The organism is Streptomyces populi (assembly GCF_002911015.1).
Classification (GTDB): domain Bacteria; phylum Actinomycetota; class Actinomycetes; order Streptomycetales; family Streptomycetaceae; genus Streptomyces; species Streptomyces populi.
Genome location: NZ_KZ626883.1, coordinates 1 through 25,073, shown reverse-complemented (window position 1 = coordinate 25,073; position 25,073 = coordinate 1). Strand labels below are relative to the sequence as shown.

Here is a 25,073-nt window from a genome sequence, read left to right as displayed (position 1 = left end):
GGAGAGTCCGTACGTGGTCACCGTCGTCAGGATCCTGCTGCGCCGCGTCGCGCTGCTCGTACCGCTGATGCTCGGGATCGTCCTGTTCGTGTTCCTGGTGATGCGGTTCTCGGACGTCGACCCGGCGTCCGCGTTCTTCCAGGGCGCCAACCCGACTCCCGGGCAGCTGCACGACTTCAGGGAGCGCAACGGACTGCTCGATCCGCTGCCCGTGCGCTACTTCCACTTCGTGGCCGACCTGCTGCACGGCGACATGGGAACCAGCGCGCTCACCCGGGCGCCGGTCGTCGAACAGGTCACCACCGCACTGCCGCTCACCCTCCAGCTCACCTTCCTGGGGCTCGGCATCGCGGTGGTGCTGGCGCTCGTCGGCGGGGTCACCGCCGCGATCCACCGCGACCGGCTGCCCGACCAGATCATCCGGGTGGTGTCCCTGACCGGGGTCGCCGCACCGGGCTTCTGGCTGGCCCTGCTGATGATCCAGTACCTGGCCGTCGACCGCGGCTGGTTCCCGACCGGCGGCTACGTCAACCCGGCGGACTCGCCGTCCGGCTGGCTGAAGACCATGGCGCTGCCCGCGCTCGCGCTCTCCCTGCCGGTCGCGGCCCAGCTCACCCGGATCGTGCGGACCTCCGTGGTCGAGGAGCTCGACAAGGACTACGTGCGCACGGCGATCGGCAGCGGGCTGCCGCCCCGGGTGGTCGTCGGCCGCAACGTCCTGCGCAACGCCCTGATGAACCCGCTCACCGTGCTGGGCCTGCGCGTGGGCTATCTGCTGGGCGGGGCGGTCGTCATCGAGACGATCTTCTCGCTGCCCGGCATGGGCAAGCTGATGATCGACGCCGTGCAGAACGGGGATCCGGCCGTCGTGCAGGGCGTCGTCCTGACCACCGCCTTCGGCTTCGTGGTCGTGAACCTCGTCATCGACATCCTGTACCTGCTGGTCAACCCACGACTGAGGGAAGCGACCCGATGATCACGCGGAAGGGTCTGGCCGGTGCCCTCGCCCGGCCCGGTGTCCGGCTGCGCGGCTGGCGCAGGCTGCCGTCGCTGTCGAGGATCGCGGTCTGCTTCCTGGCCGTGGTCCTGGTGACGGCGCTGTTCGCCCCGCTGCTCGCCCCGCACGACCCGCTCGACCAGCAGCCGCAGACGGACGGCACCGGACACCCGTCGGCGGACCACTGGATGGGGCAGGACAGCCTCGGCCGGGACATCCTCAGCCGGCTGATGTACGGGGCGCGCTGGTCCCTGGCCATCGGTCTCGGCGCCACCGCCCTCGCGCTGGTCGTGGGCGCGCTGCTCGGCGCGATCGCCGCGACCTCGCGCAAGGCGGTCGACGAGACGCTGATGCGCGCTCTCGACGTGGTGATGGCGTTCCCCGGCATCGCGCTCGCCGCCGTGCTCGTCGCCGTGTTCGGCGGCGGGATCACCGTCCTGATCTGCGCGATCGCGTTCCTGTTCACCCCGCCCGTCGCCCGGGTCGTCCGGGCGAACGTCCTCTCCCAGTACGGCGAGGACTACGTCACCGCCGAGCAGGTGATCGGCGCCCGCACCCCGCACATCGTGCTGCGGCACGTGGCCGTCAACTGCGCGGCCCCGGTGCTGGTGTTCTGCACCGTGCAGGTCGCCGAGGCGATCGTGTTCGAGGCCTCGCTGTCCTTCATCGGCGCGGGCGTACGGCCCCCGGACCCGTCCTGGGGCAGCGTCATCGCCGACGGCAAGAACATGGTGCTGACCGGCGGCTGGTGGGCCACCGTCTTCCCGGGCCTGCTGATGCTGCTCACCGTGCTGTCGCTGAACGTCCTCTCCGAGGGCGTCTCCGACGCCTGGGCCGCGCCGGCCGCCCGCGAGGTGTCCGTGCCGCCCGCCGGGGACCGGCTCGAAGCCCCGGAGCCGGGCAGCGGCACGGTGGTCGAACTGCCCGGTCTGGCGCGGGCCGCGGCCCGGCTGCGCGCACGGGCCCGGCCGCCGGTCACGGGCGGGCAGCCGGTGCTCGCCGTCGAGCGGCTGGCCATCGGCTTCGACGACCGGCACGGCGGGGTGGACATCGTCGACGGCATCAGCTTCGAGGTCTACCCCGGCGAGGTGCTCGGCCTGGTGGGCGAGTCGGGCTGCGGGAAGTCGCTGACGGCCCTGACGGTGATGGGCCTGGAGCCGAAGGGCGCCCGGGTGCGCGGCCAGGTCCGGTTCCGGCAGCGGCAGCTGGTGGGCGAGCCGATGCGCGTACGGCGCCGGCTGCTGGGCCACGAGATGGCGATGGTCTACCAGGACGCGCTGTCGTCCCTGAACCCGGCGATGACGATCAGGGCGCAGCTGGGGCAGGTGACACGGCGCGGCGGAAAGCGTACGGCGGCCGAACTCCTCTCCCTGGTCGGCCTCGATCCCGAGCGGACCCTGCGCAGCTACCCCCACGAGCTGTCCGGGGGCCAGCGCCAGCGCGTCCTGATCGCGATGGCGCTGTCGCGCGAACCCGCGCTGATCGTCGCGGACGAACCGACGACGGCCCTGGACGTGACGGTCCAGGCGCAGGTCATGGAGCTGCTGCTGCGGCTGCGGGCGGAACTGGACTTCGCCCTGGTCCTGGTCTCGCACGACCTGGCGCTGGTCTCGGCGGTCACCGACCGGGTGGTCGTGATGTACGGCGGGCAGATCGTCGAGACGGGGGTGACGGCGGACCTGGTGGAGTCCCCGGCGCACCACTACACGCGCGGGCTGCTGGGCAGCGTCCTGTCCCTGGAGTCGGCGGCGGAGCGCATGACACAGATCAGGGGCGTCGTCCCCTCCCCCGCCGACTTCCCGGCCGGCTGCCGGTTCGCCGACCGGTGCCCGATGGCCGACGAGGTGTGCCGGACGACGGCACCGGACCTCCTCGGCACACCCACGCACACGGCGGCCTGCCACCACCCGGCCCTCGACCTGGTGACCACGGAGAGCGAGGCCGTGACATGAGCACATCCTCGGCGGAGGCGCTCGTGCGGCTCTCCGACGCGCACGTCGTCCACAAGGCGCGCAGCGGCGGGGTGTTCACCCGGGACCGGGTGTACGCCCTGACCGGCGCCGACCTCGCCGTCGCGCCCGGCGAGACGATCGGGGTCGTCGGCGAGTCGGGCTGCGGAAAGTCGACCCTCGCGAAGGTGCTGGTGGGGGTGGAGCGGCCGACGTCCGGCACGGTGGTCTTCGGCGGCCGTGACCTGTGGTCCCTGAGCCCGGACGAGCGGCGCACGGCCGTCGGCTCCGGCACGGGCATGATCTTCCAGGACCCGTCGACGGCCCTGAACCGCCGGCTGCCCGTGCGCCGGATCCTGCGCGACCCGCTGGACGTGCACCGGCGCGGCAGCGCGGCGGAACGCGCCGACCGGGTGCGGGAGCTGATGTCGCTGGTCGGCCTGCCCCGGGCGCTCGCGGACGCGCTGCCCGGACAGCTCTCCGGCGGCCAGCGCCAGCGGGTGGCGATCGCCCGCGCCCTGGCCCTGGACCCCGGCCTGGTGGTGGCCGACGAGCCGACGAGCGCGCTGGACGTGTCGGTGCGCGCCCAGATCCTCAATCTCCTGCTCGACCTGAAGGAACGCCTCGGCCTGGCCCTGGTGTTCGTGTCCCACGACATCCAGACGGTGCGCCGGATGAGCGACCGGGTGATCACGATGTACCTCGGGCGGATCGTCGAGGAGTCCCCGGCCGGCGAGGTCACCGACCGTTCCCGTCACCCGTACACCCGGGCGCTGTTCTCGGCGACCCCGAGCCTGCTGGACCCGGTCGAGCCGATCCCGCTGACCGGGCCCGTCCCCTCGGCGACGCGCCCGCCGAGCGGCTGCCCCTTCCGCACCCGGTGCTGGCGGGCGGACGAGGAGTGCGCGACCCGGATGCCGGAGTTCACGGCCGCGTCGGCGCCCGGCCACCGCTTCCGGTGCCACCATCCTGTCGAGGAGGGCCGGTCGACGCGCGCCCTCGTCGCGCAGGCCGAGTCCGCCACCGAGTCCGCCGCCGGGGCCGCCGCCCCGGCCGACGTTCCGCCCCAGCAGCACATCAGGGAGCCTTCATGACCTTCCCCGCCCCGCTGACCGGTGTCGTACCGCCCGTCTGCACGCCCCTGACACCGGACCGCGAGGTGGACGTCCCGTCGCTCACCCGGCTGATCGACCACCTGGTGGACGCCGGGGTGCACGGCCTGTTCGTCCTCGGCTCGACGTCCGAGGTGGCCTATCTGACGGACGCGCAGCGCGGGCTCGTGGTGGAGACGACGGTGGCGCACGTCGCCGGCCGGCTCCCCGTCCTGGCCGGCACGATCGACATGACGACGCCCCGCGTGCTGGACCACGCGCACACCGCCCGGGCCGCGGGCGCCGACGCGATCGTCGTCACGGCCCCCTTCTACACCCGCACCCATCCCGCCGAGATCGCCCGCCACTTCCGTCTCGTCGCCGCCCGCGCCGGGCTCCCCGTGTTCGCCTACGACCTGCCCGACTCCGTCCACAGCAAGCTGGGCCCCGAACTGGTCCTGGAACTCGCCGCCGACGGTGTGCTCGCGGGCCTCAAGGACTCCAGCGGCGACCTCGGCTCCTTCCGGACGGTCGTCACCGGCGCCCGCACCCGCCCCGGGGTCCGCGGTTTCACCGCGCTCACCGGCTCCGAGGTGGTCGTCGACGCGGCGCTGGCGCTCGGCGCCGACGGCGTGGTCCCCGGTCTGGCCAACGTGGACCCGGTGGGCTACGTCCGGCTGTACGAGCTGTGCGCGGCGGGCGACTGGCGGCGGGCTCGGGCCGAACAGGAGCGGCTGTGCGAGCTGTTCGGCCTGGTGGGCGTCGGCGATCCGGCCCGGATGGGCGGCAGTTCCTCGGCGCTCGGCGCCTTCAAGGCCGCGCTGCACCTGCGGGGCGTCATCGACTGCCCCGCGACGGCGGAACCCCAGGTGCCGCTGTCGCCGGGCGAGGTCGAACGCGTGGGCAAGTACCTGGCGTCGGCGGGACTGCTCTGAACTACTCCAGGAGTCCGCCGACCGGCAGCCGCCGGAACTCGATGGTCTCGTACGGTCCCGCGTCGCCGGTCTCGTAGAGGACGCCGACGCGGGAGGCGCCGAGCTGGACGAGGTCCGAGTAGGCGGCCCGCCGCGTGGACAGGGTGGCCGCCTTCGTGAAGTCCGCTCCGGCGGTCGTGCTGCGCCAGACGGCCATGGACCGACGGACGGTGGGGACGGAGGGGCCCGAGAAGAGGAGCGGGGCGGAGCGGCCGGTGAGCTGGAGGACGCTGCCCTGGACGACGGGGACGTCGTCCAGGGTGGGCTGGACGGCGAAGGGGCGGTCCAGGGTCTCGGCACCGTCGCTGGAGTAGGAGTCGAGGCGGTTGCCGGTGCTCGTGCCGTTCTGGTCCCGGGAGGAGAAGTAGAGCCGCCCGTCCGGGAGTTCGGCCACCGAGCTCTCGTTGGCGTTGTCGGTCCCGTCGTAGGAGTCGTCGACGAAGCCGATCCGCCAGGTGCGCCCGCCGTCGTCGCTGTAGAGCGCGTGCGCTCCGTAGTACCTGGCCTCCTGGCCGGTGTCGGCGGATCCGGCGGGCGGGGCGGCGGAGTGGTTGGCGGGCACGACCAGACGGCCCGCGTGCGGTCCGTGGCGCAGCGCGATCGCGTGGCCGGGGCCGGTGGCGTACCAGCGCCAGCCCGGCAGCTTCGTACGGTCCGTGATGTCCCGCGGGGCGGTGAAGTGCCGCCCGTCGTCCCGGCTGGTCTGGACGAAGACGCGCCGGCTCTGCTCGGCCGTGACCTCGCCCCGCATGATCTGCGCCTCGGTCACCGCACCGCTGTTGTAGGACGTGAGCAGGACGATCCGGCCGGACTTCGGGTCCACCACCGGCGCCGGGTTGCCCCGGGTGTCGCCGTCCCCGGACGCCACGACCGTGAGCGGGCCCCAGGTGCAGCCGCCGTCGGAGGAGCGTCTGAGGACGACGTCGATGTCGCCGGTGTCACCCGCGCCGCTGTGCCGCCCCTCGGCGAAGGCGAGCAGCGTGCCGGCCGCGGTCATGACGGTCGCCGGGATGCGGTAGGTGTCGTAGCCGTCCTCGCCCGCGGTGTACGGGACGGAGGAGGCGCAGCCCCCGCCGCCCCGGGGCGCGGCCGAGGCGGCGGGGCCGGTGACGGCGAGGGCGGTGAGGAGTCCGGTGGCGGCGGCGAACGCGAGCGTGCGGCTCGTGCTGGTCATGGCACTCCCTGGACTGCGTCGACTGTGCCGGACACGGAACGACATGGGACGTGGGATGTCCCGGTGAACCTAATGTGCCCCGGGTGCCGCGGCGATACCCGTGCTCCCACGGTGCGGTGACGTGGCGTCAGCGCGTTTCGGCCGCGCTCCGGGCGTGCTCCGGCCGTGTTCCGGGCGGGCCGCCGGGTCAGGCCCGGCCCGCGTCCCCCGGTGTCACCAGGCCCGACTCGTACGCCACGATGACCAGCTGGGTCCGGTCGCGGGCGCCCAGCTTGCCCATGATGCGGCTGACGTGGGTCTTCGCGGTGAGCGGGCTGAGTCCCAGGGCCGCCGCGATCTCGGTGTTGTTCAGGCCGCGCGCGACCAGGGTGAGCACCTCGCGCTCGCGCCCGGAGAGCCCCTCGGGGCCGCCCACCGTGAGCGCGGGGACGGCCGGGGCGCTCAGGAAACGGGCGACCAGACGGGCGGTGGGCCCCGGCGAGAGCAGCGCGTCCCCGGCGGCCACCGTGCGGATCGCGTCGAGGAGTTCGGCGGGCCGGGTGTCCTTCACCAGGAAGCCGGAGGCGCCCGCGCGCAGCGCCTCCACGATGTGCTCGTCGGTGTCGTACGTGGTGAGCACGAGCACCCTGACCCCGGCGAGGTCCTCGTCGGCCGCGATGAGCCGGGTGGCCTCGATGCCGTCCAGGTCGGGCATGCGGATGTCCATCACGACCAGGTCGGCGCGCCCGGTGCGGGCCAGTTCCACGGCCTCCCGGCCGGTGGCCGCCTGTCCGACCACCTCCATGTCCCGCGCCGACTCCACGAGCATGGCGAACGCGGCCCGCACGAGGTTCTGGTCGTCGGCGAGAACCACCCGGATGGTCATCGCGTACCGCCCCGTCCAGGCTCGGCCCCGGCCACCGGACCGGCAGCACGTACGCCGCCGACGTCCCCGGGCTCCCGTACGGGACCGCTGCCGCGCACGCCCCCGGAATCCCGCCCGGACCAGGAGGTGCCTGGTACGGCTGGCGCAGCCGGCACTCCGGAGGGAGCCGGTAGGCCGGAGGAGACCGGCGCTCCAGAGGCGGCCGGTACGCCGGACGGGGCCGGGCCGTCCGCCCGTGCCCGTCGGTCTGGCTCCGGCCGCTGCTCCGGCATCCGGTCGGACTCCGGCTCCGTCCGCCGACCAGGCTCCGGTTCCGTCGTGCCCAGGGGCAGTACCGCCACCACCGCGAAACCGCCCTCCCGCCGTGTCCCGGTCTCCACCGTGCCGCCCACGCTGCGGGCCCGCTCCCGCATCCCCACCAGGCCGAAGCCGGGCGGGCCGCCCGCGTCGCCGATGCCGTCGTCCGTGACCCTCACGCGCAGGACCCGGCCGTCCGCGCTCAGGTCCACGCGGACGCCCGCCCCGGGGCCCGCGTGCCGTACCGCGTTGGTCAGTGCCTCCTGGACGATGCGGTAGGCGGCGGCGCCCACGGCGGAGGGAACGCCGTCGGCCCCCGTCAGGGCCTGCGCCTCCACCTTCGTGCCCGCCGCGCGGGCCGCCGCCACCAGGTCGGGGACCCCGTCGAGGCCGGGCAGCGGGCCCCGGCCCTCGCCGCCGTGCTCCCCGTCGCGCAGCACCTCCAGCGTGGTCCGCAGTTCGCCGCGCGCGGTCCGGCAGGTCTCGGCGATGTCGTCGAGGGCCCCGGCGACGGCCGCACGGTCCAGGCGGTCGGGGTCGGCGGCCAGGACGTGCGCGGCGACGGAGGTCTGCACCCCGATCAGGGTGATGCTGTGGGCGAGCAGATCGTGCAGGTCCCGGGCGATGCGCAGCCGCTCCTCGGCGACCCTGCGGCGGGCCTCCTCCTCGCGGGTGCGCTCGGCGCGCTCGGCGCGTTCGACGACCGAGGCGAAGTACTGCCCGTGCACCCGGACGTACACGCCGAGCACGATGAACGCGACGATCCAGCCGGCGGCGCGCAGCGCCTGGGTGCCCTCGGTGGCGCCCTGACCGAACTTCACCGTGAGCACGATGCCGATGACGCCGCCGCCGATGAGCAGCGACCGCAGGGGGCGCCCGGTGACGGCGACGGTGAACAGCATGGTCATCGAGACGAGCACCGTCGCGCTGTGGTCGAAGTCGAGCGCGTGGTACGGGGCGACGCAGACGACGAGCGCGAGGAACGCGGCGAGCGGGGCACTCCGGCGGAGGACCGCCGGGACGTGCGCGGCGATCAGCAGGGTCCAGCCGAGCGCGTCCGGTCGCCGGCCGTCCGTGTGCAGGGTGAGCGCCACGGCGGTGTCGAGGACCAGCAGCACGCCCGCGAGCAGCGCGTCCTGGCGCAGGACCCGCGCCGGGTCCACGTTGCCCCGGTGCCCGAATCCGGTGAGGTGCAGCATGCTCTTGACGTCCACCGCTTCATCTTCCGTGAGGGGGCGCCCCCCGGGGGAGGCGGGGCGCCCGTCGTCCGTCGTCCTTCGTCCCGCGTGCGGGTCAGCCCACGGGGACGGGGTCCTTCCGTCCGGCCGTCTCCGGGTCCGGTTCGCGGGAGAGGCCGCCCGGCCACCACACCTTCCGTCCCAGGGCCACGCTCGCGCTGGTCACCAGGTACGTACGGACGAGGAAGGTGTCGAGCAGCACCCCGACCGAGATGACGAAGCCGAGTTCGACGAGCTGGAGGAGCCCCATGTTCGTGAGCACCGCGAAGGTGGCCGCGAGGACGAGGCCGGCCGAGGCGATCACGCCCCCGGTGGTGCGCAGCGCGGTGAGCGCCGCGGCGGCCGGTTCGGCTCCGGAGAGGGACTCCTCCCGCATCCGGTGCATGAGGAAGATGCCGTAGTCGACGCCGAGGGCGACCAGGAACACGAAGGACAGCAGGCCGAGGCCGGGATCGGTGCCTTCGAACCCGAACAGCGGGCCGAAGACGAGGCCGCCGATGCCGAGGGCCGCTCCCCACACCGCGACGACGGCGGCGACGAGCAGCAGCGGCGCCACGAGCGAGCGCAGCAGCAGGACCAGGATCAGCAGCACCGAGAGGAGGACGATCGGGACGACGACGAGCCGGTCGCGGGCGTTGGTGTCCTGGAGGTCGATCTGCTGGGCGCTCGGGCCGCCGACGTACGATCCGTGGAGGTCGGTCCGCAGGGACTTGATGGTGGCGGTCTCGGCCGCCGACTGCGGGGCGCCGCGCGCGATGACGGAGATCTCCGTCCAGCCGCCGCCGCTGCGTCCGCGCTCCGCGCTCGTGACCCCGGTGTGGCCGCGCACGGCGGACAGGGTGGCGTCCGCCCGTCCGGTGGGGGTGATCACGGTGATCGGCCGGGTGCCCCGTCCGGGGTAGGCGCGGGCGAGTGTCTCCATCGCGACGACGGAGTCGGGCCGGTGGACGAAGGCGTCCTCCTGCTTGAGCGCGCCCGGCAGGTTCAGGGTGCCGAGGGCGAGCGCCCCGAGCAGGGCGGCTCCGCTCGCCAGGACGACGAGCGGCCGGCGGCCCGCCGAGGATCCCATCGCGGCGAACAGGCTCCGGCGCCGCACGGGCTCGCTGCCGTGGGCGGGGACGAGGGGCCAGAACACCCGCCGTCCGAGCAGGACGAGTACGGCGGGCAGCAGGGTCAGCATGGCGACGAGGGCGCAGAGCACACCGATCGTGCCGGCCGGGCCCATGCCCCGGCTGCTGTTGAGGTCGGCGGCGAGCAGGCAGAGCAGTCCGGCCGCGACGGTCCCGGAGGAGGCGAGCACGGCGGGCCCGCAGCCGCGCAGGGCCTCCTTCATGGCGTCGTAGGGCCGCTCCACGCGCCGCAGTTCCTCCCGGTAGCGGGAGATGATCAGCAGGGCGTAGTCGGTTCCGGCGCCGAAGACGAGGATCGTCATCATGCCCGAGCTCTGGCCGGAGACGCTCGTGCCGAACGCCTGGTGCAGCCCGTAGGCGACGCCCGTCGACAGGTAGTCCGCGACACCCGCGACGGCGAGCGGGACGAGCCACAGCAGCGGGCTGCGGTAGATGAGGATCAGCAGGACGGCGACGACGGCGACGGTGGTGTAGAGCAGGGGCCCGCCGAGCGAGTCGTAGACCTCGCCCGCGTCGGTCGCCAGGGCGCCGGGTCCGCCGACGACGACGCTCATCCCGTCCGTCCCCCGGGCGACGTCGCGGACGTCGTGCACGAACGCGTCGCGCTTCTCCTCGTCGGTGCCGGGCGCGGTGCTGGCCAGGGGATACATCAGGGTGCTGCCGTCGGGGGACGGCACGGCCCGCGGGGTGCCGGTGAGCCGGTTCGCCCGGGTGATCGCGGCGACCTGACGGGCCGCGGTGTCCCGGTCGGCCGGGCGGAGGCCCCCGTCGCGGTGGTAGACGAGCACCAGCTCGGTGGCCTCCCCTCCGGGCAGCCGGTCCTCGATCTTCGCGACCCGGGTGGAATCGGCGCTCGACGGCAGATAGTCGACGGCACGGTCGTGCTGCACGTCGGACAGCTTCGCCGCGAACGGGCCCACGACGGCCAGCAGCCCGATCCACAGCGCGAGCACCGCCCACGGCACGGCCCGCCGGCGCGAGCGCGCCCTTGTCTCTCCGGCCCCCATGGACAGGGCCTCCCTTCGGTCCGGATGTCTGGTTACCGGGTTCCAGACTTCCGGGCCGCGGGGCCCCTTTCGTCGCCCGTGGGAGCGAGCCGGCCTCTACTGCGCCGGGTGTCCCGGGGTGGCCGTTACTCCCCGGGGAGTACTGCGGCGCCGATGTCGGTGGGGTGCCCTAGGACGGTGTGCGGGCCGTGGCCAGGAGGCGGGTCACGTCGTCCGAACAGATCGTCAGGGCCGCGCCCACGGTGGCGAGGGCGTCCCGTTCGGCGGGGGTGTACGGGCCGTCGGCGAGGGCGATGCGGGCGCCCTGGAGGAGGATCGCCTCACGGCCCGTCGGGGCGAGGTGCGGGGCCAGCGGGTCCAGGGCCTCGTGGAGCTCTATGGCCAGGCTCGCTCCGCAGGGCTCGCCGAAGAAGCGGCCGGTGTCGGCGGCGAGGGCCTCGACGAGGGCGCCCAGCTGGTCCTCCGTGCAGTCGTCGAAGCCCGCGGAGCGGACGGTGGCGGCGGCGGTCTCCAGGGACGCGCGGGCGCAGCAGCCGCCCGCCGCGAGGACCGCGAGGGCGACGGTGTGGACGGCGTCGCGGAGCATCGCGGAGAAGCGGGTGGTGGTGGGGTGGTCCAGGACGTCGGCGCCGTAGTGGGTGCGGCAGGCCGCGCATTCGACGACGGGTCCCGTCTCGCCGCGCGGGAGGACGGGAACACCCAGAAGAGTGAAGCGGCGTCGGCCGGTCAGCCGCTGGTAGTTCCGGTCGCCGCCGCAGCCGGGGCAGAAGAACTCCCCGTCGCCGACGGTGCTCCACGCCGTACGGGTGCCCAGGACACGGGGAACCTGAACTGCACGACCGTTTCGTCCCCATCCTGGCAGCACGTCGCACACCTCCGTAACTCCCCCACAGCCTTAAAGGCGTGGGAGGTACCCCCACGGCAACATCGCCGCGCTGGCGTGATGTTAGCCACATTGTCGAGGTGTAGTCAGTACCTCGGACGAGACATGCTTGTGACCTGCACACGAATTGGCCGGGACACGACCGGGCCCCGCCCTCCTCGAAAGGCGGACGGGGCCGGAAAGAACCAGGTGAACGAGGTCAGCGGGCGGCGCGGTTGACGGCGGAGACGACGGCCTTCAGCGAGGCACGTGTCGTATTCGCGTCGATGCCGATTCCCCACAGGACCTTGTCGCCGATCGCGCACTCGATGTACGACGCGGCCTGCGCGGAGGCGCCCTCGCTCATCGTGTGCTCCTGGTAGTCGAGCAGGCGTACGTCGACGCCGATGGACTGCAGGGCGTCGAAGAAGGCGGAGATCGGTCCGTTGCCGCTGCCGCTCAGGACGGTGTCGGTGCCGTCGACCGTCGCCTCGACGGTCAGGGTGTCCACGCCGTCCTTGTCCGTGGTGGACTGGCCGGCCCTGACCTGGATACGGCCCCACGGGTTGCCGGGGTTGGGCAGGTACTCGTCCTGGAAGGTCGCCCAGATGTCCTTCGGCGTGACCTCGCCGCCCTCGGCGTCGGTCTTCGCCTGGATGATCTTCGAGAACTCGATCTGCATCCGGCGCGGCAGGTCCAGCTTGTGGTCGTTCTTCAGGACGTAGGCGATGCCGCCCTTGCCCGACTGCGAGTTGACGCGGATGACGGCCTCGTAGGAGCGGCCGACGTCCTTCGGGTCGATCGGCAGGTACGGGACGGCCCACTCGATGTCGTCGACGGTGACGCCCTTCGCGGCCGCCTCGGCCTCCATGGCGTCGAAGCCCTTCTTGATGGCGTCCTGGTGGGAGCCGGAGAAGGACGTGTAGACCAGGTCGCCCACGTACGGGTGGCGCGCGTGGACCTCCATCTGGTTGCAGTACTCCCACGTACGACGGATCTCGTCGATGTCGGAGAAGTCGATCTGCGGGTCGACGCCCTGGGAGAACAGGTTCATGCCCAGGGTGACCAGGTCGACGTTGCCGGTGCGCTCGCCCTGGCCGAACAGGCAGCCCTCGACCCGGTCGGCGCCGGCCATCAGCGCCAGCTCGGCGGCGGCGACGGCGGTGCCGCGGTCGTTGTGGGGGTGGATCGACAGGCAGACGTACTCGCGGCGGGACAGGTTGCGGTGCATCCACTCGAAGCGGTCCGCGTGCGTGGACGGGGTCGAACGCTCCACCGTGGCGGGCAGGTTGAGGATGATCTCGCGGCCCGGACCGGGCTGCCAGACGTCCATGACGGCCTCGCAGACCTCCAGGGCGAAGTCCAGCTCGGTGTCGGTGAAGATCTCGGGGCTGTACTGGTAGCCGAACTCGGTCTCGGGGCCCAGCAGTTTCTCCGCGTACTCGACGACCAGCCGCGTGCCGTCGACGGCGATCTGCTTGATGTCGTCCTTGGAACCGCGGAAGACGACGCGGCGGAAGACCGGCGCGGTGGCGTTGTACAGGTGGACGGTGGCCCGCTTGGCGCCCTTCAGGGACTCCACGGTCCGCTCGATCAGGTCCTCGCGGGCCTGGGTCAGTACGGAGATCGTGACGTCGTCCGGGATCGCGGTCTCGTCCTCGATGATCGAGCGGACGAAGTCGAAGTCCGTCTGGCCCGAGGCCGGGAAGCCGACCTCGATCTCCTTGTAGCCCATCTTGACCAGCAGGTCGAACATCTCGCGCTTGCGCGCGGGCGACATGGGGTCGATCAGGGCCTGGTTGCCGTCGCGCAGATCCGTGGAGAGCCAGCGGGGGGCGACGGTGATCCGCTTGTCGGGCCAGGTCCGGTCGGGGATGTCGACCTGGTCGTACCGGCCGTACTTGTGGACCGGCATCGAGGTGGGGCGCTGGCGGTTGACTCGGGTCTGCTCGCTGCTGTGGCTGTTCGCCATGTGCGTGGGCTCCTCAGGATGTCCGAAAGGACGGCCGACGGCGCAACGCCAGACTCCGCGGGGAGGGGGTCGGCCTCGACTACAGGCCCTCGCCGCGGCAGCTAAGAAGAAGCAGCCCGAAACGCATGATGCTCAGCAGCGTAGCGGAGCCGCGCTCCGTACGGAGGGCTGTATCAGTATGCGGGATCGCGCGCCCCGAAAGGGACAAAAAGTGCGCCATACCACTTCCAGGCGGAATCTCCGGCTCCTTATCACCCCGTTTCACCAATCATGGTTGCACGTAGTGACATCCACATCACGCAGTGCAAGGGTGCCGGGCATGACGACCAACGGGGGCTTCGAGCCCGTCCACTGCACCATCGTCCCGCCCCACGTCCTCGACAGGATCGCCCGGCACGAGGACCCCGCGCTCGCCGGTCCCGCACGCCGGACCCTGGAGCGCGACGCGTACGAGCGCACCCACCGCCGGCTGACCACCGTCGTCGGCGCGCCCGCCGTCGCCGCGCCCGAGGAGGCCGACGGCCGCACGCCCCACCGCACGATCTACGACGCCCGCCACCATCAGGACCTGCCCGGCAGGAAGGTCCGCGGCGAGGGCGACAAGCCGGGCAAGGACGCCACCGTCAACCGCGCGTACGCGGGCCTCGGCGCGACCTTCGACCTGTACCTGAACGCCTTCCGGCGCACCTCGATCGACGGCGAGGGCCTGCGGCTCGACGCCACCGTGCACTACGACACCCACTACAACAACGCCTTCTGGAACGGCGAGCAGATGGTGTTCGGGGACGGCGACGGCGAGATCTTCCTCGACTTCACCATCCCGGTCGACGTCATCGGCCACGAACTGACGCACGGCGTCACCCAGTACACGGCGAACCTCACCTACTTCGGCCAGCCGGGCGCCCTGAACGAGTCCATGTCGGACGTCTTCGGCTCGCTGATCAAGCAGTACACGCTCGGCCAGACCGCCGCCGAGGCCGACTGGCTGATCGGCGCCGGCCTGCTCGCCCCGCGGGTCACCGGCACCGCCCTGCGCTCCATGAAGGCGCCGGGCACCGCGTACGACGACGACGTGCTCGGCAAGGACCCGCAGCCCGGGACGATGGACGGCTACGTCCGCACCGGCCGGGACAACGGCGGCGTCCACATCAACTCCGGCATCCCCAACCACGCCTTCTACCTCGTCGCCCAGGCCCTCGGCGGCCACGCGTGGGAGCGGGCCGGACAGATCTGGTACGACGTCCTGACCGGCGGGGAACTGCCGCAGCAGGCACTGTTCTCCGACTTCGCGCGGCTCACGCTCGCCGCGGCGCGGACCCGGTACAACGAGGGGGAGGAATTGCAGGCCGTGTCGAAGGCCTGGGAAGAGGTGGGAGTGACGCCCGTGTGACCCGGGCGCCCGAGTCGCACGAGAGGGGACCCATGCGGATCGAGGTACGGCGTACGGGCGGGTTCGCGGGCATCGAGCGCCGTGCCGAGGTGGACACCTCGGCACGGCCCGACGCCGCCGAGTGGCACGCCCTGGCCGAGCGGGTGCTCGCCGCCGGACGGGACACGCCCCCGGCCGGTGTCCCGGACGGCTTCCACTACGAGATCACGGTGGACGGCAGAACGGTCCGCGCGGCCGACCCGCACCTCACGGAGGCCCAGCGCGAACTGGTCTCCCGGGTCCTGAAGGAGGGGGCGTAGCGGAGGGCGGCCGGAGGAAGGGGACGCGGCGGGGCGCGGGCGGCCACGGGTTCGCGCCGAACCGTTGACTTCCGTTACCGCGGGTACAGATGATCGCGCATGGCGACGAACCCACTCCCCCAGTTCCCCTCCGGCTTCCTCTGGGGCGTGTCCACCTCGGCCCATCAGATCGAGGGGGCCGTCGACCTGCGCGGCCCCTCGGTGTGGGACGCGTTCACGGCCGTGCCCGGGCACGTCAAGGACGGCTCCACGGCGGCGGTGGCCTGCGACCACTACCACCGCTACCCCGAGGACGTGGCGCTCCTCGCCGACCTCGGGGTGGACGCGTACCGCTTCTCCATCTCCTGGCCCCGGGTGGACTCCCCCGGCGGCCTGGACTTCTACGACCGCCTCGTCGACGCCCTGTGCGCGGCCGGCGTACGGCCCGTGCCGACCCTCTTCCACTGGGACCTGCCGGCGGAACTGGACTGGACGGACCGGGACACCGCCGAGCGGTTCGCGGAGTACGCCTCGGTCGTCGCCGGGCGCCTCGGCGACCGCGTCAAGAAGTGGATCACCCTCAACGAGCCCGCCGAGCACACCCTGCTCGGGCACGCGCTCGGCGCGCACGCCCCCGGGAAACAGCTCATGTTCGACGCCCTGCCGGTGGCCCACCACCAGCTCCTCGCCCACGGTCTGGCCGTACGGGCGCTGCGCGCGGCCGGGGCGGGCGACATCGGGATCGCCAACTCGCACGGCCCCACCTGGGCCGCCTCGGAGCGCACCGAGGACGTGGCGGCGGCCGACTTCTACGACCTCCTGCTCAACCGGCTCTTCGCCGACCCCGTCCTGCTGGGCCGCTACCCCGACGGCATCGCCGAGCTGATGCCCGGTGACGTCGAGGCGGACCTGAAGGTCATCGGCGAGCCGGTCGACTGGTACGGGATCAACTACTACCAGCCGACCAGGGTGGGCGCCCCCGAGGGCGCGGAGATCGAGTTCGGCGGACTGACCCTGCCCGCCGAACTGCCCTTCACGGTCAAGGAACTGGAGGGCTACCCGGTCACCGACTTCGGCTGGGCGGTGGTGCCCGAGGGGCTCACCGAGCTGCTCACCGGCTTCCGCGAGCGCTACGGCGACCGGCTCCCGCCCGTGGTGATCACCGAGAACGGCTGTAGTTACGAGGGTGTCGACGACCAGGAGCGGATCGCCTTCCTCGACGGCCATGTCCGGGCCCTGCACCGGGCGTCGGAGCAGGGCGTCGACGTGCGCGGCTACTTCGTGTGGTCGCTGATGGACAACTTCGAGTGGGCGGAGGGCTATCAGCGCCGCTTCGGGCTCGTGCACGTCGACTACGACACCCTGGAGCGGACCCCGAAGGCCTCGTACCACTGGCTGCGGGACGCCCTGCGGGCGCAGAGATGACCGCGGCCGACCCGGCCGTGCCGCTGCCCGTCTCCGCCCTCGCCGAGCCGGTCGAGCGGGTCGGCCGGGGCTGGACCTCGGCGCTCTGTCTCGCCAACGGGGCGATCTGGGTGGGCTGGTACGGCCCGCTCCAGATCCTCCTCGCCTCCCAGGCGGAGGACTTCGCGCCCGGCTCCGGCATGTCCAAGGAGACGATGCTGGCCTGGGTGACGGGCGCGGGCGCGGTCGTCTCGCTGGTCGCCAACCCTCTCTTCGGCGCGCTGTCCGACCGGACGACCGCGCGGTGGGGCCGCCGTACGCCGTGGATCGTGGCCGGGGCGGCCGGCGGCGCGCTGTCCCTGCTGCTCCTCGCGGGCGCGGGCGGGGTGTGGACGATGGCGGCGGGCTGGTGTCTGGTCCAGCTCACCCTCAACGCCGCGTTCGCCGCGGTCACCGCGGCCGTGCCCGACCGGGTGCCGCGGCTCCAGCGCGGCAGCGTGGGCGGCTGGCTGGGAGCGGCGCAGATCCTCGGCGTGGTCGGCGGCACCGGGCTCGCGACGGTGGTCGGGGGCACCGGCGGCGGGTACGCGGCGTGCGCGGTGTTCACCCTGGCGGGCGTCCTGCCGTACGTCCTGCGCCACGAGGACCTGCGGCTTCCGGTGTCGGCCCGGCCGCCCTGGTCGGGGCGGGAGTTCCTCGCCTCCTTCCGGCTGAGTCCGCGCGAGCACCCGGACCTGGCCTGGGCCTGGCTGACCCGGTTCCTGATCAACCTCAGCAACGCGCTCGTGCTGCTGTACCTGCTCTACTACCTGCGCGACCGGCTGCACCTGGACGACCCCGAACAGGGGGTCCTCGTCCTCACCGCGGTGAACGGGATCACGCTGCTCGCCACGGTCGTGGTGGGCGGGGTGTGGTCGGACCGGCTGGGCCGCCGCAAACCGTTCGTGATCTGGTCCGGCGTCCTGATGGCGGTGGCCACGGCGGCGCTGGCCTCCTGGCAGACCTGGCCCGGCGCGATCGCCGCCGCGGCCGTCCTCGGCATCGGCTTCGGCGTCTTCACCTCCGTCGACTTCGCCCTGATGACCGACGTCCTGCCGAAGGCCCTCGACCGCGGCAAGGACCTGGGCGTCATCAACATCGCCAACGCCCTCCCCCAGGTCGCGGCCCCGGTGCTGGCGGCGCCGGTCGTGACGTACCTGGGCGGCTACCGGGTCCTGTACCTGCTCGCGGCGGTGATCGGCCTCGCGGGGGCGGTGCTGGTGGGACGGATCAAGGGAGTGGACTGAGCGGGCGGCCCTCCCGGGGCCGCCCGCTCGGACGGTCCCGGGCCGGGTCCTCCGGCCCGGTCACAGGGCCCCGGCGTCGCGTGCCGTCCACAGGGACGGGTACACCGGCCGGAAGCCCAGGTCGTGGCGGATGCGGTCGGTGGACACGATGCCGTGCCAGGGGTCGGGGTCGGCGCGCTCGTACAGCGCGGGCGGTACGTCGACGCCGTTGATCCGGTGGAGGTCGACGGCGGTGACGGGGGCGTCGTCGGCGATGTTGTAGATGCCGGTGCCACCCGCGCCCGGGGCGTACAGCAGGCGCAGCAGTCCCTGTGCCACGTCCACGTGGTGGACCATTTGCAGCCGCTGGATCGCGGCCCACTGCCCGGCCCACCTGAGCGAGGCGGCGAGATGCGGGTCGCCCTCCCCGTAGACGAAGGCGAGGCGGCCGATCCGGACGTCCATGGCGCCCTCCAGGGCGAGCAGACCGCGCTCCGCCTCCGCCTTGGACTGCGGGTAGGCGCCCCACATCGCGCCGCCGGGCACGCTCGGGTCGTCCTCGGTGAGCGGGCGGCCCCGGCCCGTCCCGTACACCAGATTGGTGCTGACCTGCACGAACCGGCGCACCCCGGAGGCGAGCGCGGCACGGCCCAGCTCCAGCGCGGCGTCGCGGTTGACCGCCCGCGCCTCCTCGTCCGGCACCCCCCGGAAGGCCGCCGCGATGTTCACCACCGCGTCGGCGCCCGCGAGCGCCTTGCCCAGCGCCTCGGCGTCGCGCAGGTCCCCCACCGCGATCTCCGGCCCGAGGCCGGCCGGGCCGGTGAGCCCGGCCAGGTCCGCCGCCCGGGACTCGTCGCGGACCAGGACCCGCACCCGGTCGCCGGGGGGTGCCTGTTGCAGCAGGCGGGGCACGAAGCGGCGTCCGACCTCGCCGGTGGTTCCGGTCACCAGTGTCAGCATGTTCTGCTCCTCTCGTCGGCCCCCACCGTCCTCCCGTGCCGGGCGGGGCGGGAGAGACCTCCTGATCCAGGGACCGGCGGTGCCTGGATAAGAGCGGCGGCCGGCGTCACCCTGGAGGGGTGGACCGAACCGAACTGGCCGACTTCCTCCGCCGCGGCCGCGCCCGGCTGGAGCCCTCCGACGTGGGGCTCGCGGCCGGTTCCCGGCGCCGCACCCCCGGACTGCGCCGCGAGGAGGTGGCGGCGCTCGCGGGCATGTCCGTGGACTACTACACCCGGCTCGAACAGTCCCGCGGGCCGCGCCCCTCGCGCCAGATGCTCGGCGCGCTGGCGCGGGCGCTGCGGCTCACCGGTGACGAGCGGGACCACCTGTTCCACCTGACCGGCGAGGAACCGCCGCGGGCCACGAGCGCCTCGCCGCACGTCCGCCCCGGACTGCTGCTGATCCTCGACCGGCTGCACGACGCGCCCGCCCAGGTCATGACCGACTACGGCGAGGTGCTCGCGCAGAACGCGATGGCGGCGGCGCTCACGGGCGAGGCGGGCCCGGGGCGCAATGTCGTGCGGCGGTTCTTCACCGACCCGTCCTCCCGGGCCCTCTTCCCGCCCGAGGACCGTCCCGGGCACGCCCGCTCCCACGTCGCCAATCTGCGCGCGGTCACCGCGGCCCGCCCCACCGACCCGGCCCCGGCCGCCCTGGTGGCCGAACTGCGTTCCACGAGCCGGGAGTTCGCGGACCTGTGGAAGTCCCACGAGGTGGCCGTGCGGCGCTCGGCCACGAAGCGGTTCCTGCACCCCGCGGTCGGCCTGCTGGAGCTGGACTGCGAGTTCCTGACCGGCTCGGGCGACCACCAGCTCCTCGTCGTCCACACCGCGCGGCCGGGCACCGAGTCCCACGAGCGCCTCCGGCTGCTGCGGGTGATCGGCTTGCAGGACATGGCACCGGCCGCCGGTCACGGGTGACCCCCGGGGCCCGGGAGCCGCGCCGCCGGTGGCCTTCCGCGCCGAGGAGCCAACTTCGGCCACTTTTCACGACCGTTGAAGGAAAGGGTCCCCTTCCCTTGCAATCGCGAGGCGCCCGCGCCTCAATGGAACCGCACATTCCGACGGACCGTCAGAAACGCCTCCGCACGGCGTTCCGCACCCCACGAGCGAACGGTCCGCGTACACGTCTCCCCGCACCCTCGCCGAGCACAGAGGTGAGGAGTCCGTGTGCCCGGATCCGGGCGGACGGCTCCGTCCCGACCATCCCCACATGGCAATTCCCCCACAAGGGAAGGGATTTCGATGAGAGGCAAGCGAATCGCGACGCTCTCGGCGTTGACCGCCGGGACCCTCGCGGCGACCGGTCTGGCCTTCGCGCCGACCGCCGCGGCCGTCACTCCCCAGACGGCCACCATCACCGCGACCTGCACCATCGGCGGCGGCGGTGCGGCCACCCTCACGGCCACGCAGGACGGCACGGCCGCGACCGTCACCCTCAGCTCCACCGCCATCACGGCCCCGATCCCGATCGCCGCGAACTCGGTCACCTCGACCCTGTCCATGGTGAACGCGAACGGCGGGACCACCGCGTTCAGCGGCAAGAAGAACCCCGCGATGGCCACCGGCAGCGGAGTGTCGGTGGGCCCCCTCGACGGCACCGTCGCCCCCGGCGACAGCCTGGAGTTCTACGGCGGCTCCCTGAAGATGACCATCTTCGGCATCACGATCACCTGTACGGCGGACGCGCCGCAGTCCCCGGGCCCGTTCGTCTTCGACTGAACCGCCGCGCCATGACGTGAAGAGGGCCGGCGCCGCCCGCGCGCAGCGGCGCCGGCCCGGCTCCCGCGCATCCCGCGGGATCCCGCGCGATCCGCCGCCCCTGCGGCCGGGGCGGCGAGCCGGTGACCATGACAGGAACTGATGGCCCATCAGTCAGTGCGCCGGGACTCCATTGACTTCTCGCACCGCCCGCTCATCAATGTCCCCCTGGCGGCGCAGACGAGCCGCTGCGCCCGCATCCCTCAGGAGGGGGCACCAACCATGTCAACCAAGGGTCCGACAACCCGAAGACGCCGCGTCGCGGCCCTGCTCGGGGCGACCGTGCTCGCGCTCACCGTCGGAGGGGCGCTGGCCGCCCCTGCCGGAGCCGCACCCGTGAACGTGGACTTCGCCACGCACTGCATCCCGCCGGCGATCGCGGGCCTCCCGCCGATCGACGGCACCACCACCGCGAAGATCACGGTGGACAACGCGAGCCCCAAGGTCGGCGACACGGTCACCGTGACCTACACGGTGGTCAAACCCGCCGCCAGCAACCCCGTGGACCTCGCGCTGCCGGCCGACATCATGACCCCGACCGGCAAGGTCGCGCTGGGCGGGGCACAGACCGGAAGCGTCACCGTCGCCGGTCCCAAGAAGAACGACCCGGTGCCCGCCAAGGGCGCCTTCCCGTCGTTCAGCATGACCGGCACGTTCACCGTGACCGCGCCCGGCGCGATCACCCTGTCGCCCGGTGACTACAACATCCACACCAGCTACATCATGGAGCTGGACACCCCGTGCACGGTCACCAACCCGCCCGCCCCGGTGTCGGAGACGGTCACCGCGACCGGCGGACAGACCAACACCCGGGCCATCCAGCTCGGTTCGGCCTCCGGGAACCCCGGTGACAGCGTGACCGTCACCGGCAGCGGCTTCACCCCGGGCGCGAGCGTCACCCTCGCCGGACGGTCCGGGGCCACCCAGACCGCCGACACGGCGACCGTGACCGCGAACGCCCAGGGCTCCGTCAGCGGCTCGCTCGTCGTCAACGACAGGACGACGACCGGCGTGGTCGCGTACGAGGGAGGAAGCTGGGACCCGGACACCGGCGCGGGTCCCGCCGCGTACGTCGTCGTCGACGACACGCCCGTCCCCGACGGCAGTCAGAAGCTCACCACCACGGTGAGGGCGGGCACCCTGTCGATGACCCAGGCCGGGGACGCCGTCGCGCTGTCGGCGGTCGACTACGGCAAGGGCGGCGCCTCCACGGGCGCGCTGAAGACGGTGACGGTCAAGGACTTCCGCGGCGGTCCCGCGGGCTGGTCCCTGACCGGCAAGGTCACCGACTTCACCGGCCCCGGCGCGAAGATCGGCGCCGGTGCCCTGAGCTGGACCCCGGCCTGCGCGACCAAGGCCGGCAGCCCGAGCACCTGCCAGGCCGGCTCGTCCGGGACGGTGGGCACCTCGGGAGCGACCCTGGCGTCCACCCCCAACGGGACCCTCACCGGTGGCGAGTTCACCGTCGACGCCGGACTGTCGCTGAACGTACCGGAGTTCACGCCTCCCGGCTCCTACTCCGGTGTGCTCACCCTGACGCTCAGCTGACCGGTCCGCCACTCGACCGGTCTTCCGCACCCCTGTGGCCGGGCGCGCACCCGCCCGTCCACGCAGGGGCTGTCACGACGACAGCCGCCCGTCAGCCGATGCCGTCCGCGGGGGTCCGCACCCATGCGCAAGCCGTACGCCCTCCTCCTGAGCGTGTTCCTGGTCCTGCCCGCCCTCCTGGCCCTCGTGGCCACGCCCTCGTACGCGGCCGACAACGGCAGCTGGTCGGTCTATCCCGTCTCCTCGCGCATCGCCGCGCGGCCCTACTTCTACCTCTCCGCCGACCCCGGCCAGACCCTCCGGGACAAGGTGACCGTCGCCAACAAGACCGGTGGTCCGCTGACGTTCCGGCTGTACGCGGCCGACGCCTACAACACCGCCCGCGACGGCGGTTTCGCCGTCCGCACCCTCGCCGAGAAGCAGCGCGGGGTGGGGGCGTGGGCCCGGCCCGCGCGCACCCGGGTCACCGTTCCCGCGCACGGCCGGGTCACCGTGCCGTTCACCCTGCGGGTCCCCGAGCGGGCCGAACCCGGTGACCATCCGGGCGCGCTGGTGGCGCTCGACGAGCGGATCGAGACGGGCTCGGGCTCCCTGACGGTCGGGGTGCGACGGGCCGTCGCCGCCCGGGTCTACCTCCGGGTCGGCGGGCCCACGGTCCCCGCCCTCGCGGTGGAGGGGGTCCGCCTCACCCACCACCAGCCGCTGGTCCCCGGCACGGGCTCCTCCGCGGCCACCGTCTCGTACACCCTCCACAACACGGGCAACGTGACGCTGAACCCGAAGGTGCGCCTGGAGGCGGAGGGTCTCTTCGGGCGCACCCTGCTGTCCCGCGAGCTCGCGGACATCCCCTCGGAGCTGCTGCCGGGCCAGCGGGTGCGGCTCACCGCGCCCTGGCACGGGGCGCCCCAGCTCGACTGGGGGGACGTGACGCTGACGGCCAGCGCGCCGGGCACGAAGGAGTCGGCGAGCGCGTCGTTCCTCGCGCTGCCGTGGCTCGTGGCGGTGCTGACGGTCCTCGCGCTCGCCGCGGCCGTGGTCGCGCTCAGAGCGCGTCGGGCCCGCGTTCGCCCGTCCGCACCCGTACGACCGTCTCCACGGGTACGGACCACACCTTTCCGTCCCCGATCTTCCCGGTCTGCGCGGCCCTGACCACCGCGTCGATGACCGCGTCGGCCTCCTCGTCCCCGACGACGACCTCGATGCGCACCTTGGGGACCAGGTCGACCTGGTACTCGGCGCCGCGGTACACCTCGGTGTGCCCGCGCTGGCGCCCGTACCCGCTGGCCTCGGTGACGGTCATCCCGTGCACACCGAGCTCCTGCAAGGAGGTCTTGACCTCGTCGAGTCGGTAGGGCTTGACGATCGCGGTGATGAGTTTCATGCCTGGGGCCTGGCCTTCTGCGCGGCGGGAAGGGACGACGACACCGGGGCGCCGTGGCCCAGGACCCCGTGATCGTAGGCGCTCTCGGCGTGCACCGTAAGGTCCAGGCCGGTCCGCTCCTGCTCCTCGTCCGCGCGCAGCCCCATGAACCGGTCGATCAGGGTGCCGATGCCGTACGTGGCGCCGAAGGCGTACGCCCCGACGGCCACGACGGCGACGAGCTGCCGGCCGAGCTGTCCGAGCCCTCCGCCGTACAGCAGCCCCTCGGCGCCGCCGGTCATCGCGTGGTCGGCGAAGACGCCGATGAGCAGCGTGCCGATGATCCCGCCGACCAGGTGGACGCCGACGACGTCGAGGGAGTCGTCGTAGTTCAGCTTGAACTTCCAGCCCACGGCGTACGAGCAGACGACGCCGGCGGCGAGCCCGACGGCGAGCGCGCCCAGCAGGGACACCACCCCGCACGACGGGGTGATGGCCACCAGACCGGCGACCGCGCCCGAGGCGGCGCCCAGGGTCGTCGGGTGGCCGTCGCGGCGCTGCTCGACGAGGAGCCAGCCGAGCAGGCCCGTGCAGCCCGCGGCGAGGGTGTTGAGGAAGGCCGCGGCGGCCAGACCGTTCGCGCCGAGCGCGGAGCCGGCGTTGAAGCCGAACCAGCCGAACCACAGGAGACCGGCGCCGAGCACGACCATCGGGAGGTTGTGCGGCCGCATGGCGTCCTTCTTGAAGCCGAGCCGCGGTCCGAGCACCAGGCACAGCGCGAGCCCGGAGGCACCCGAGGCGATCTCGACCGGCATGCCGCCCGCGAAGTCGAGCGCGCCGAGGCCGTCGTGGATCCAGCCGCCCGGGCCCCACACCCAGTGCGCGACGGGAACGTATACGAGGAGCGCCCAGACGGGCACGAACACGAGCCAGGCCCCGAACTTCGTCCGGTCGGCGACCGCCCCGCTGATCAGCGCGGCGGTGATGATCGCGAAGGTGAGCTGGAAGGTGGCGAAGAGCAGGGTGGGGACGGACCCCTGGACGCTGTCCGGTCCGAGCCCGGCCATCCCCGCGTGCTCCAGTCCGCCCACCAGCCCGCCGAACGCGTCCGGGCCGAACGCGAGGGAGTATCCGGCGGTCAGCCACACCACCGTGACCAGGGCGATCGACACGAAGCTCATCATCAGCATGTTGAGCACGCTCTTCGCGCGGACCATCCCCCCGTAGAACAGGGCGAGGCCGGGGGTCATCAGGAGGACGAGCGCGGTGGCGGCGAGCAGCCAGGCGGTGTCGCCGGTGTCGATCCGGGAAGCGGCCAGGGTCACGGTCTCTCCAACGGAGTGGGGGGCACGGGGTGGGGGGCACGGGGTGGGGCGTCGTCAGAGCGTCGTGGGTGTCCGTTTCCGGTTGTGCACGCCCGCGTTTCCGATGTGTTTCATTGCGCCGTGATTTCCGATTCCTCACCGGGGAGGGGAGCGGCCCGTGACCCCGCGGCCTCCCGTCCACGGGA

The 25,073-nt window shown here is 73.1% G+C and carries 20 protein-coding genes and 1 pseudogene; 12 read left to right on the top strand and 9 right to left on the bottom strand.

The genetic code is table 11. The features are described 5' to 3' along the window. Positions 1-13 precede the first annotated feature (13 nt). Genes CW362_RS22460 through CW362_RS22445 form a run of 4 tightly spaced genes read left to right on the top strand, consistent with a single transcriptional unit; the run spans position 14 to position 4,972 of the window. Positions 14-976, top strand: coding sequence for an ABC transporter permease (locus CW362_RS22460; protein ID WP_103551317.1), 963 nt, complete (start codon positions 14-16; stop codon positions 974-976). Beyond that, the gene (locus tag CW362_RS22455; protein WP_103551316.1) at positions 973-2,949 is read left to right on the top strand and encodes a dipeptide/oligopeptide/nickel ABC transporter permease/ATP-binding protein; all 1,977 of its coding nucleotides are present in this window, start codon (positions 973-975) and stop codon (positions 2,947-2,949) included. The genes CW362_RS22460 and CW362_RS22455 overlap by 4 nt, the downstream gene beginning before the upstream one ends. Further along, positions 2,946-4,040: an oligopeptide/dipeptide ABC transporter ATP-binding protein gene (locus CW362_RS22450; RefSeq protein WP_103551315.1), complete on the top strand. Its 1,095-nt coding sequence runs from the start codon at positions 2,946-2,948 to the stop codon at positions 4,038-4,040. Before CW362_RS22455 ends, CW362_RS22450 begins: the two co-directional genes overlap by 4 nt. Continuing rightward, positions 4,037-4,972, top strand: a complete 936-nt coding sequence (locus CW362_RS22445; RefSeq protein WP_103551314.1) for a dihydrodipicolinate synthase family protein — start codon at positions 4,037-4,039, stop codon at positions 4,970-4,972. Before CW362_RS22450 ends, CW362_RS22445 begins: the two co-directional genes overlap by 4 nt. 1 nt (position 4,973) lies before the next feature. On the opposite strand, the gene CW362_RS22440 is transcribed toward CW362_RS22445, so the two are convergent. The 6 genes and pseudogenes from CW362_RS22440 to leuA form a co-directional block, all read right to left on the bottom strand. Beyond that, on the bottom strand, positions 4,974-6,185 hold the full coding sequence (locus tag CW362_RS22440) for a sialidase family protein (RefSeq protein WP_103551313.1): 1,212 nt from the start codon (positions 6,183-6,185) through the stop codon (positions 4,974-4,976). 187 nt (positions 6,186-6,372) lie between these two features. Then, positions 6,373-7,050, bottom strand: coding sequence for a response regulator transcription factor (locus tag CW362_RS22435; protein ID WP_103551312.1), 678 nt, complete (start codon positions 7,048-7,050; stop codon positions 6,373-6,375). A 311-nt stretch (positions 7,051-7,361) separates the two neighbouring features. Beyond that, positions 7,362-8,546 (bottom strand): annotated as a pseudogene (locus CW362_RS22430) (sensor histidine kinase); the annotation flags it as partial. Between the two features lie 94 nt (positions 8,547-8,640). Further along, a complete protein-coding gene (locus tag CW362_RS22425; RefSeq protein WP_103551311.1) occupies positions 8,641-10,722 on the bottom strand; it encodes an MMPL family transporter in 2,082 nt (693 codons plus the stop codon). Between the two features lie 169 nt (positions 10,723-10,891). Further along, a complete protein-coding gene (locus tag CW362_RS22420; protein ID WP_103551351.1) occupies positions 10,892-11,587 on the bottom strand; it encodes a tellurite resistance TerB family protein in 696 nt (231 codons plus the stop codon). A gap of 217 nt (positions 11,588-11,804) precedes the next feature. Beyond that, a complete protein-coding gene (gene leuA / locus CW362_RS22415; RefSeq protein WP_103551310.1) occupies positions 11,805-13,556 on the bottom strand; it encodes a 2-isopropylmalate synthase in 1,752 nt (583 codons plus the stop codon). Positions 13,557-13,875: 319 nt separating this feature from the next. Here leuA and CW362_RS22405 point away from each other — a divergent pair, with 319 nt between their 5' ends. The 4 genes from CW362_RS22405 to CW362_RS22390 all read left to right on the top strand — a co-directional run bounded on the left by CW362_RS22405 (position 13,876) and on the right by CW362_RS22390 (position 17,914). Then, positions 13,876-14,946, top strand: coding sequence for a M4 family metallopeptidase (locus CW362_RS22405; protein WP_103551309.1), 1,071 nt, complete (start codon positions 13,876-13,878; stop codon positions 14,944-14,946). A gap of 32 nt (positions 14,947-14,978) precedes the next feature. Beyond that, positions 14,979-15,245 (top strand): protealysin inhibitor emfourin, encoded by a 267-nt coding sequence (locus CW362_RS22400; protein ID WP_103551308.1) that lies wholly within the window; start codon positions 14,979-14,981, stop codon positions 15,243-15,245. 99 nt (positions 15,246-15,344) lie between these two features. After that, positions 15,345-16,649, top strand: coding sequence for a GH1 family beta-glucosidase (locus CW362_RS22395; RefSeq protein ID WP_103551307.1), 1,305 nt, complete (start codon positions 15,345-15,347; stop codon positions 16,647-16,649). Next, positions 16,646-17,914 (top strand): MFS transporter, encoded by a 1,269-nt coding sequence (locus CW362_RS22390; protein ID WP_103551306.1) that lies wholly within the window; start codon positions 16,646-16,648, stop codon positions 17,912-17,914. Before CW362_RS22395 ends, CW362_RS22390 begins: the two co-directional genes overlap by 4 nt. A gap of 60 nt (positions 17,915-17,974) precedes the next feature. Here CW362_RS22390 and CW362_RS22385 read toward each other — a convergent pair whose 3' ends face one another. Next, positions 17,975-18,853: an NAD-dependent epimerase/dehydratase family protein gene (locus CW362_RS22385; protein ID WP_103551305.1), complete on the bottom strand. Its 879-nt coding sequence runs from the start codon at positions 18,851-18,853 to the stop codon at positions 17,975-17,977. A gap of 119 nt (positions 18,854-18,972) precedes the next feature. On the opposite strand from CW362_RS22385, the gene CW362_RS22380 reads away from it, so the two are divergent. The 4 genes from CW362_RS22380 (at position 18,973) to CW362_RS22365 (ending at position 23,352) form a co-directional block, all read left to right on the top strand. Beyond that, positions 18,973-19,815, top strand: coding sequence for a helix-turn-helix transcriptional regulator (locus CW362_RS22380; RefSeq protein WP_103551304.1), 843 nt, complete (start codon positions 18,973-18,975; stop codon positions 19,813-19,815). A 324-nt stretch (positions 19,816-20,139) separates the two neighbouring features. Further along, positions 20,140-20,616: a hypothetical protein gene (locus tag CW362_RS22375; protein WP_103551303.1), complete on the top strand. Its 477-nt coding sequence runs from the start codon at positions 20,140-20,142 to the stop codon at positions 20,614-20,616. Between the two features lie 261 nt (positions 20,617-20,877). After that, the gene (locus CW362_RS22370) at positions 20,878-22,203 is read left to right on the top strand and encodes a beta-xylosidase (RefSeq protein ID WP_103551302.1); all 1,326 of its coding nucleotides are present in this window, start codon (positions 20,878-20,880) and stop codon (positions 22,201-22,203) included. A gap of 123 nt (positions 22,204-22,326) precedes the next feature. Further along, entirely contained in the window at positions 22,327-23,352 is a 1,026-nt protein-coding gene (locus CW362_RS22365) for a WxL protein peptidoglycan domain-containing protein (RefSeq protein WP_103551301.1), read from the top strand. Here the strand turns inward: CW362_RS22365 and CW362_RS22360 are convergent. After that, complete coding sequence (locus tag CW362_RS22360) at positions 23,246-23,584, bottom strand: P-II family nitrogen regulator (protein ID WP_103551300.1); 339 nt, start codon at positions 23,582-23,584, stop codon at positions 23,246-23,248. The two genes, CW362_RS22365 and CW362_RS22360, sit on opposite strands and share 107 nt — an antisense overlap. Then, a complete protein-coding gene (locus tag CW362_RS22355) occupies positions 23,581-24,888 on the bottom strand; it encodes an ammonium transporter (protein WP_103551299.1) in 1,308 nt (435 codons plus the stop codon). Before CW362_RS22355 ends, CW362_RS22360 begins: the two co-directional genes overlap by 4 nt. Positions 24,889-25,073 lie beyond the last annotated feature (185 nt).

What these genes read in the sequence shown, in the direction of transcription:
- CW362_RS22455 (WP_103551316.1), top strand. Translation starts at nt 973, where the DNA reads ATGATCACGCGGAAGGGTCTGGCCGGTGCCCTCGCCCGGCCCGGTGTC.
- CW362_RS22450 (WP_103551315.1), top strand. Translation starts at nt 2,946, where the DNA reads ATGAGCACATCCTCGGCGGAGGCGCTCGTGCGGCTCTCCGACGCGCAC.
- CW362_RS22445 (WP_103551314.1), top strand. Translation starts at nt 4,037, where the DNA reads ATGACCTTCCCCGCCCCGCTGACCGGTGTCGTACCGCCCGTCTGCACG.
- CW362_RS22440 (WP_103551313.1), bottom strand. Translation starts at nt 6,185, where the DNA reads ATGACCAGCACGAGCCGCACGCTCGCGTTCGCCGCCGCCACCGGACTC.
- CW362_RS22435 (WP_103551312.1), bottom strand. Translation starts at nt 7,050, where the DNA reads ATGACCATCCGGGTGGTTCTCGCCGACGACCAGAACCTCGTGCGGGCC.
- CW362_RS22425 (WP_103551311.1), bottom strand. Translation starts at nt 10,722, where the DNA reads ATGGGGGCCGGAGAGACAAGGGCGCGCTCGCGCCGGCGGGCCGTGCCG.
- leuA (WP_103551310.1), bottom strand. Translation starts at nt 13,556, where the DNA reads ATGGCGAACAGCCACAGCAGCGAGCAGACCCGAGTCAACCGCCAGCGC.
- CW362_RS22405 (WP_103551309.1), top strand. Translation starts at nt 13,876, where the DNA reads ATGACGACCAACGGGGGCTTCGAGCCCGTCCACTGCACCATCGTCCCG.
- CW362_RS22400 (WP_103551308.1), top strand. Translation starts at nt 14,979, where the DNA reads ATGCGGATCGAGGTACGGCGTACGGGCGGGTTCGCGGGCATCGAGCGC.
- CW362_RS22395 (WP_103551307.1), top strand. Translation starts at nt 15,345, where the DNA reads ATGGCGACGAACCCACTCCCCCAGTTCCCCTCCGGCTTCCTCTGGGGC.
- CW362_RS22390 (WP_103551306.1), top strand. Translation starts at nt 16,646, where the DNA reads ATGACCGCGGCCGACCCGGCCGTGCCGCTGCCCGTCTCCGCCCTCGCC.
- CW362_RS22385 (WP_103551305.1), bottom strand. Translation starts at nt 18,853, where the DNA reads ATGCTGACACTGGTGACCGGAACCACCGGCGAGGTCGGACGCCGCTTC.
- CW362_RS22375 (WP_103551303.1), top strand. Translation starts at nt 20,140, where the DNA reads ATGAGAGGCAAGCGAATCGCGACGCTCTCGGCGTTGACCGCCGGGACC.
- CW362_RS22370 (WP_103551302.1), top strand. Translation starts at nt 20,878, where the DNA reads ATGTCAACCAAGGGTCCGACAACCCGAAGACGCCGCGTCGCGGCCCTG.
- CW362_RS22365 (WP_103551301.1), top strand. Translation starts at nt 22,327, where the DNA reads ATGCGCAAGCCGTACGCCCTCCTCCTGAGCGTGTTCCTGGTCCTGCCC.
- CW362_RS22360 (WP_103551300.1), bottom strand. Translation starts at nt 23,584, where the DNA reads ATGAAACTCATCACCGCGATCGTCAAGCCCTACCGACTCGACGAGGTC.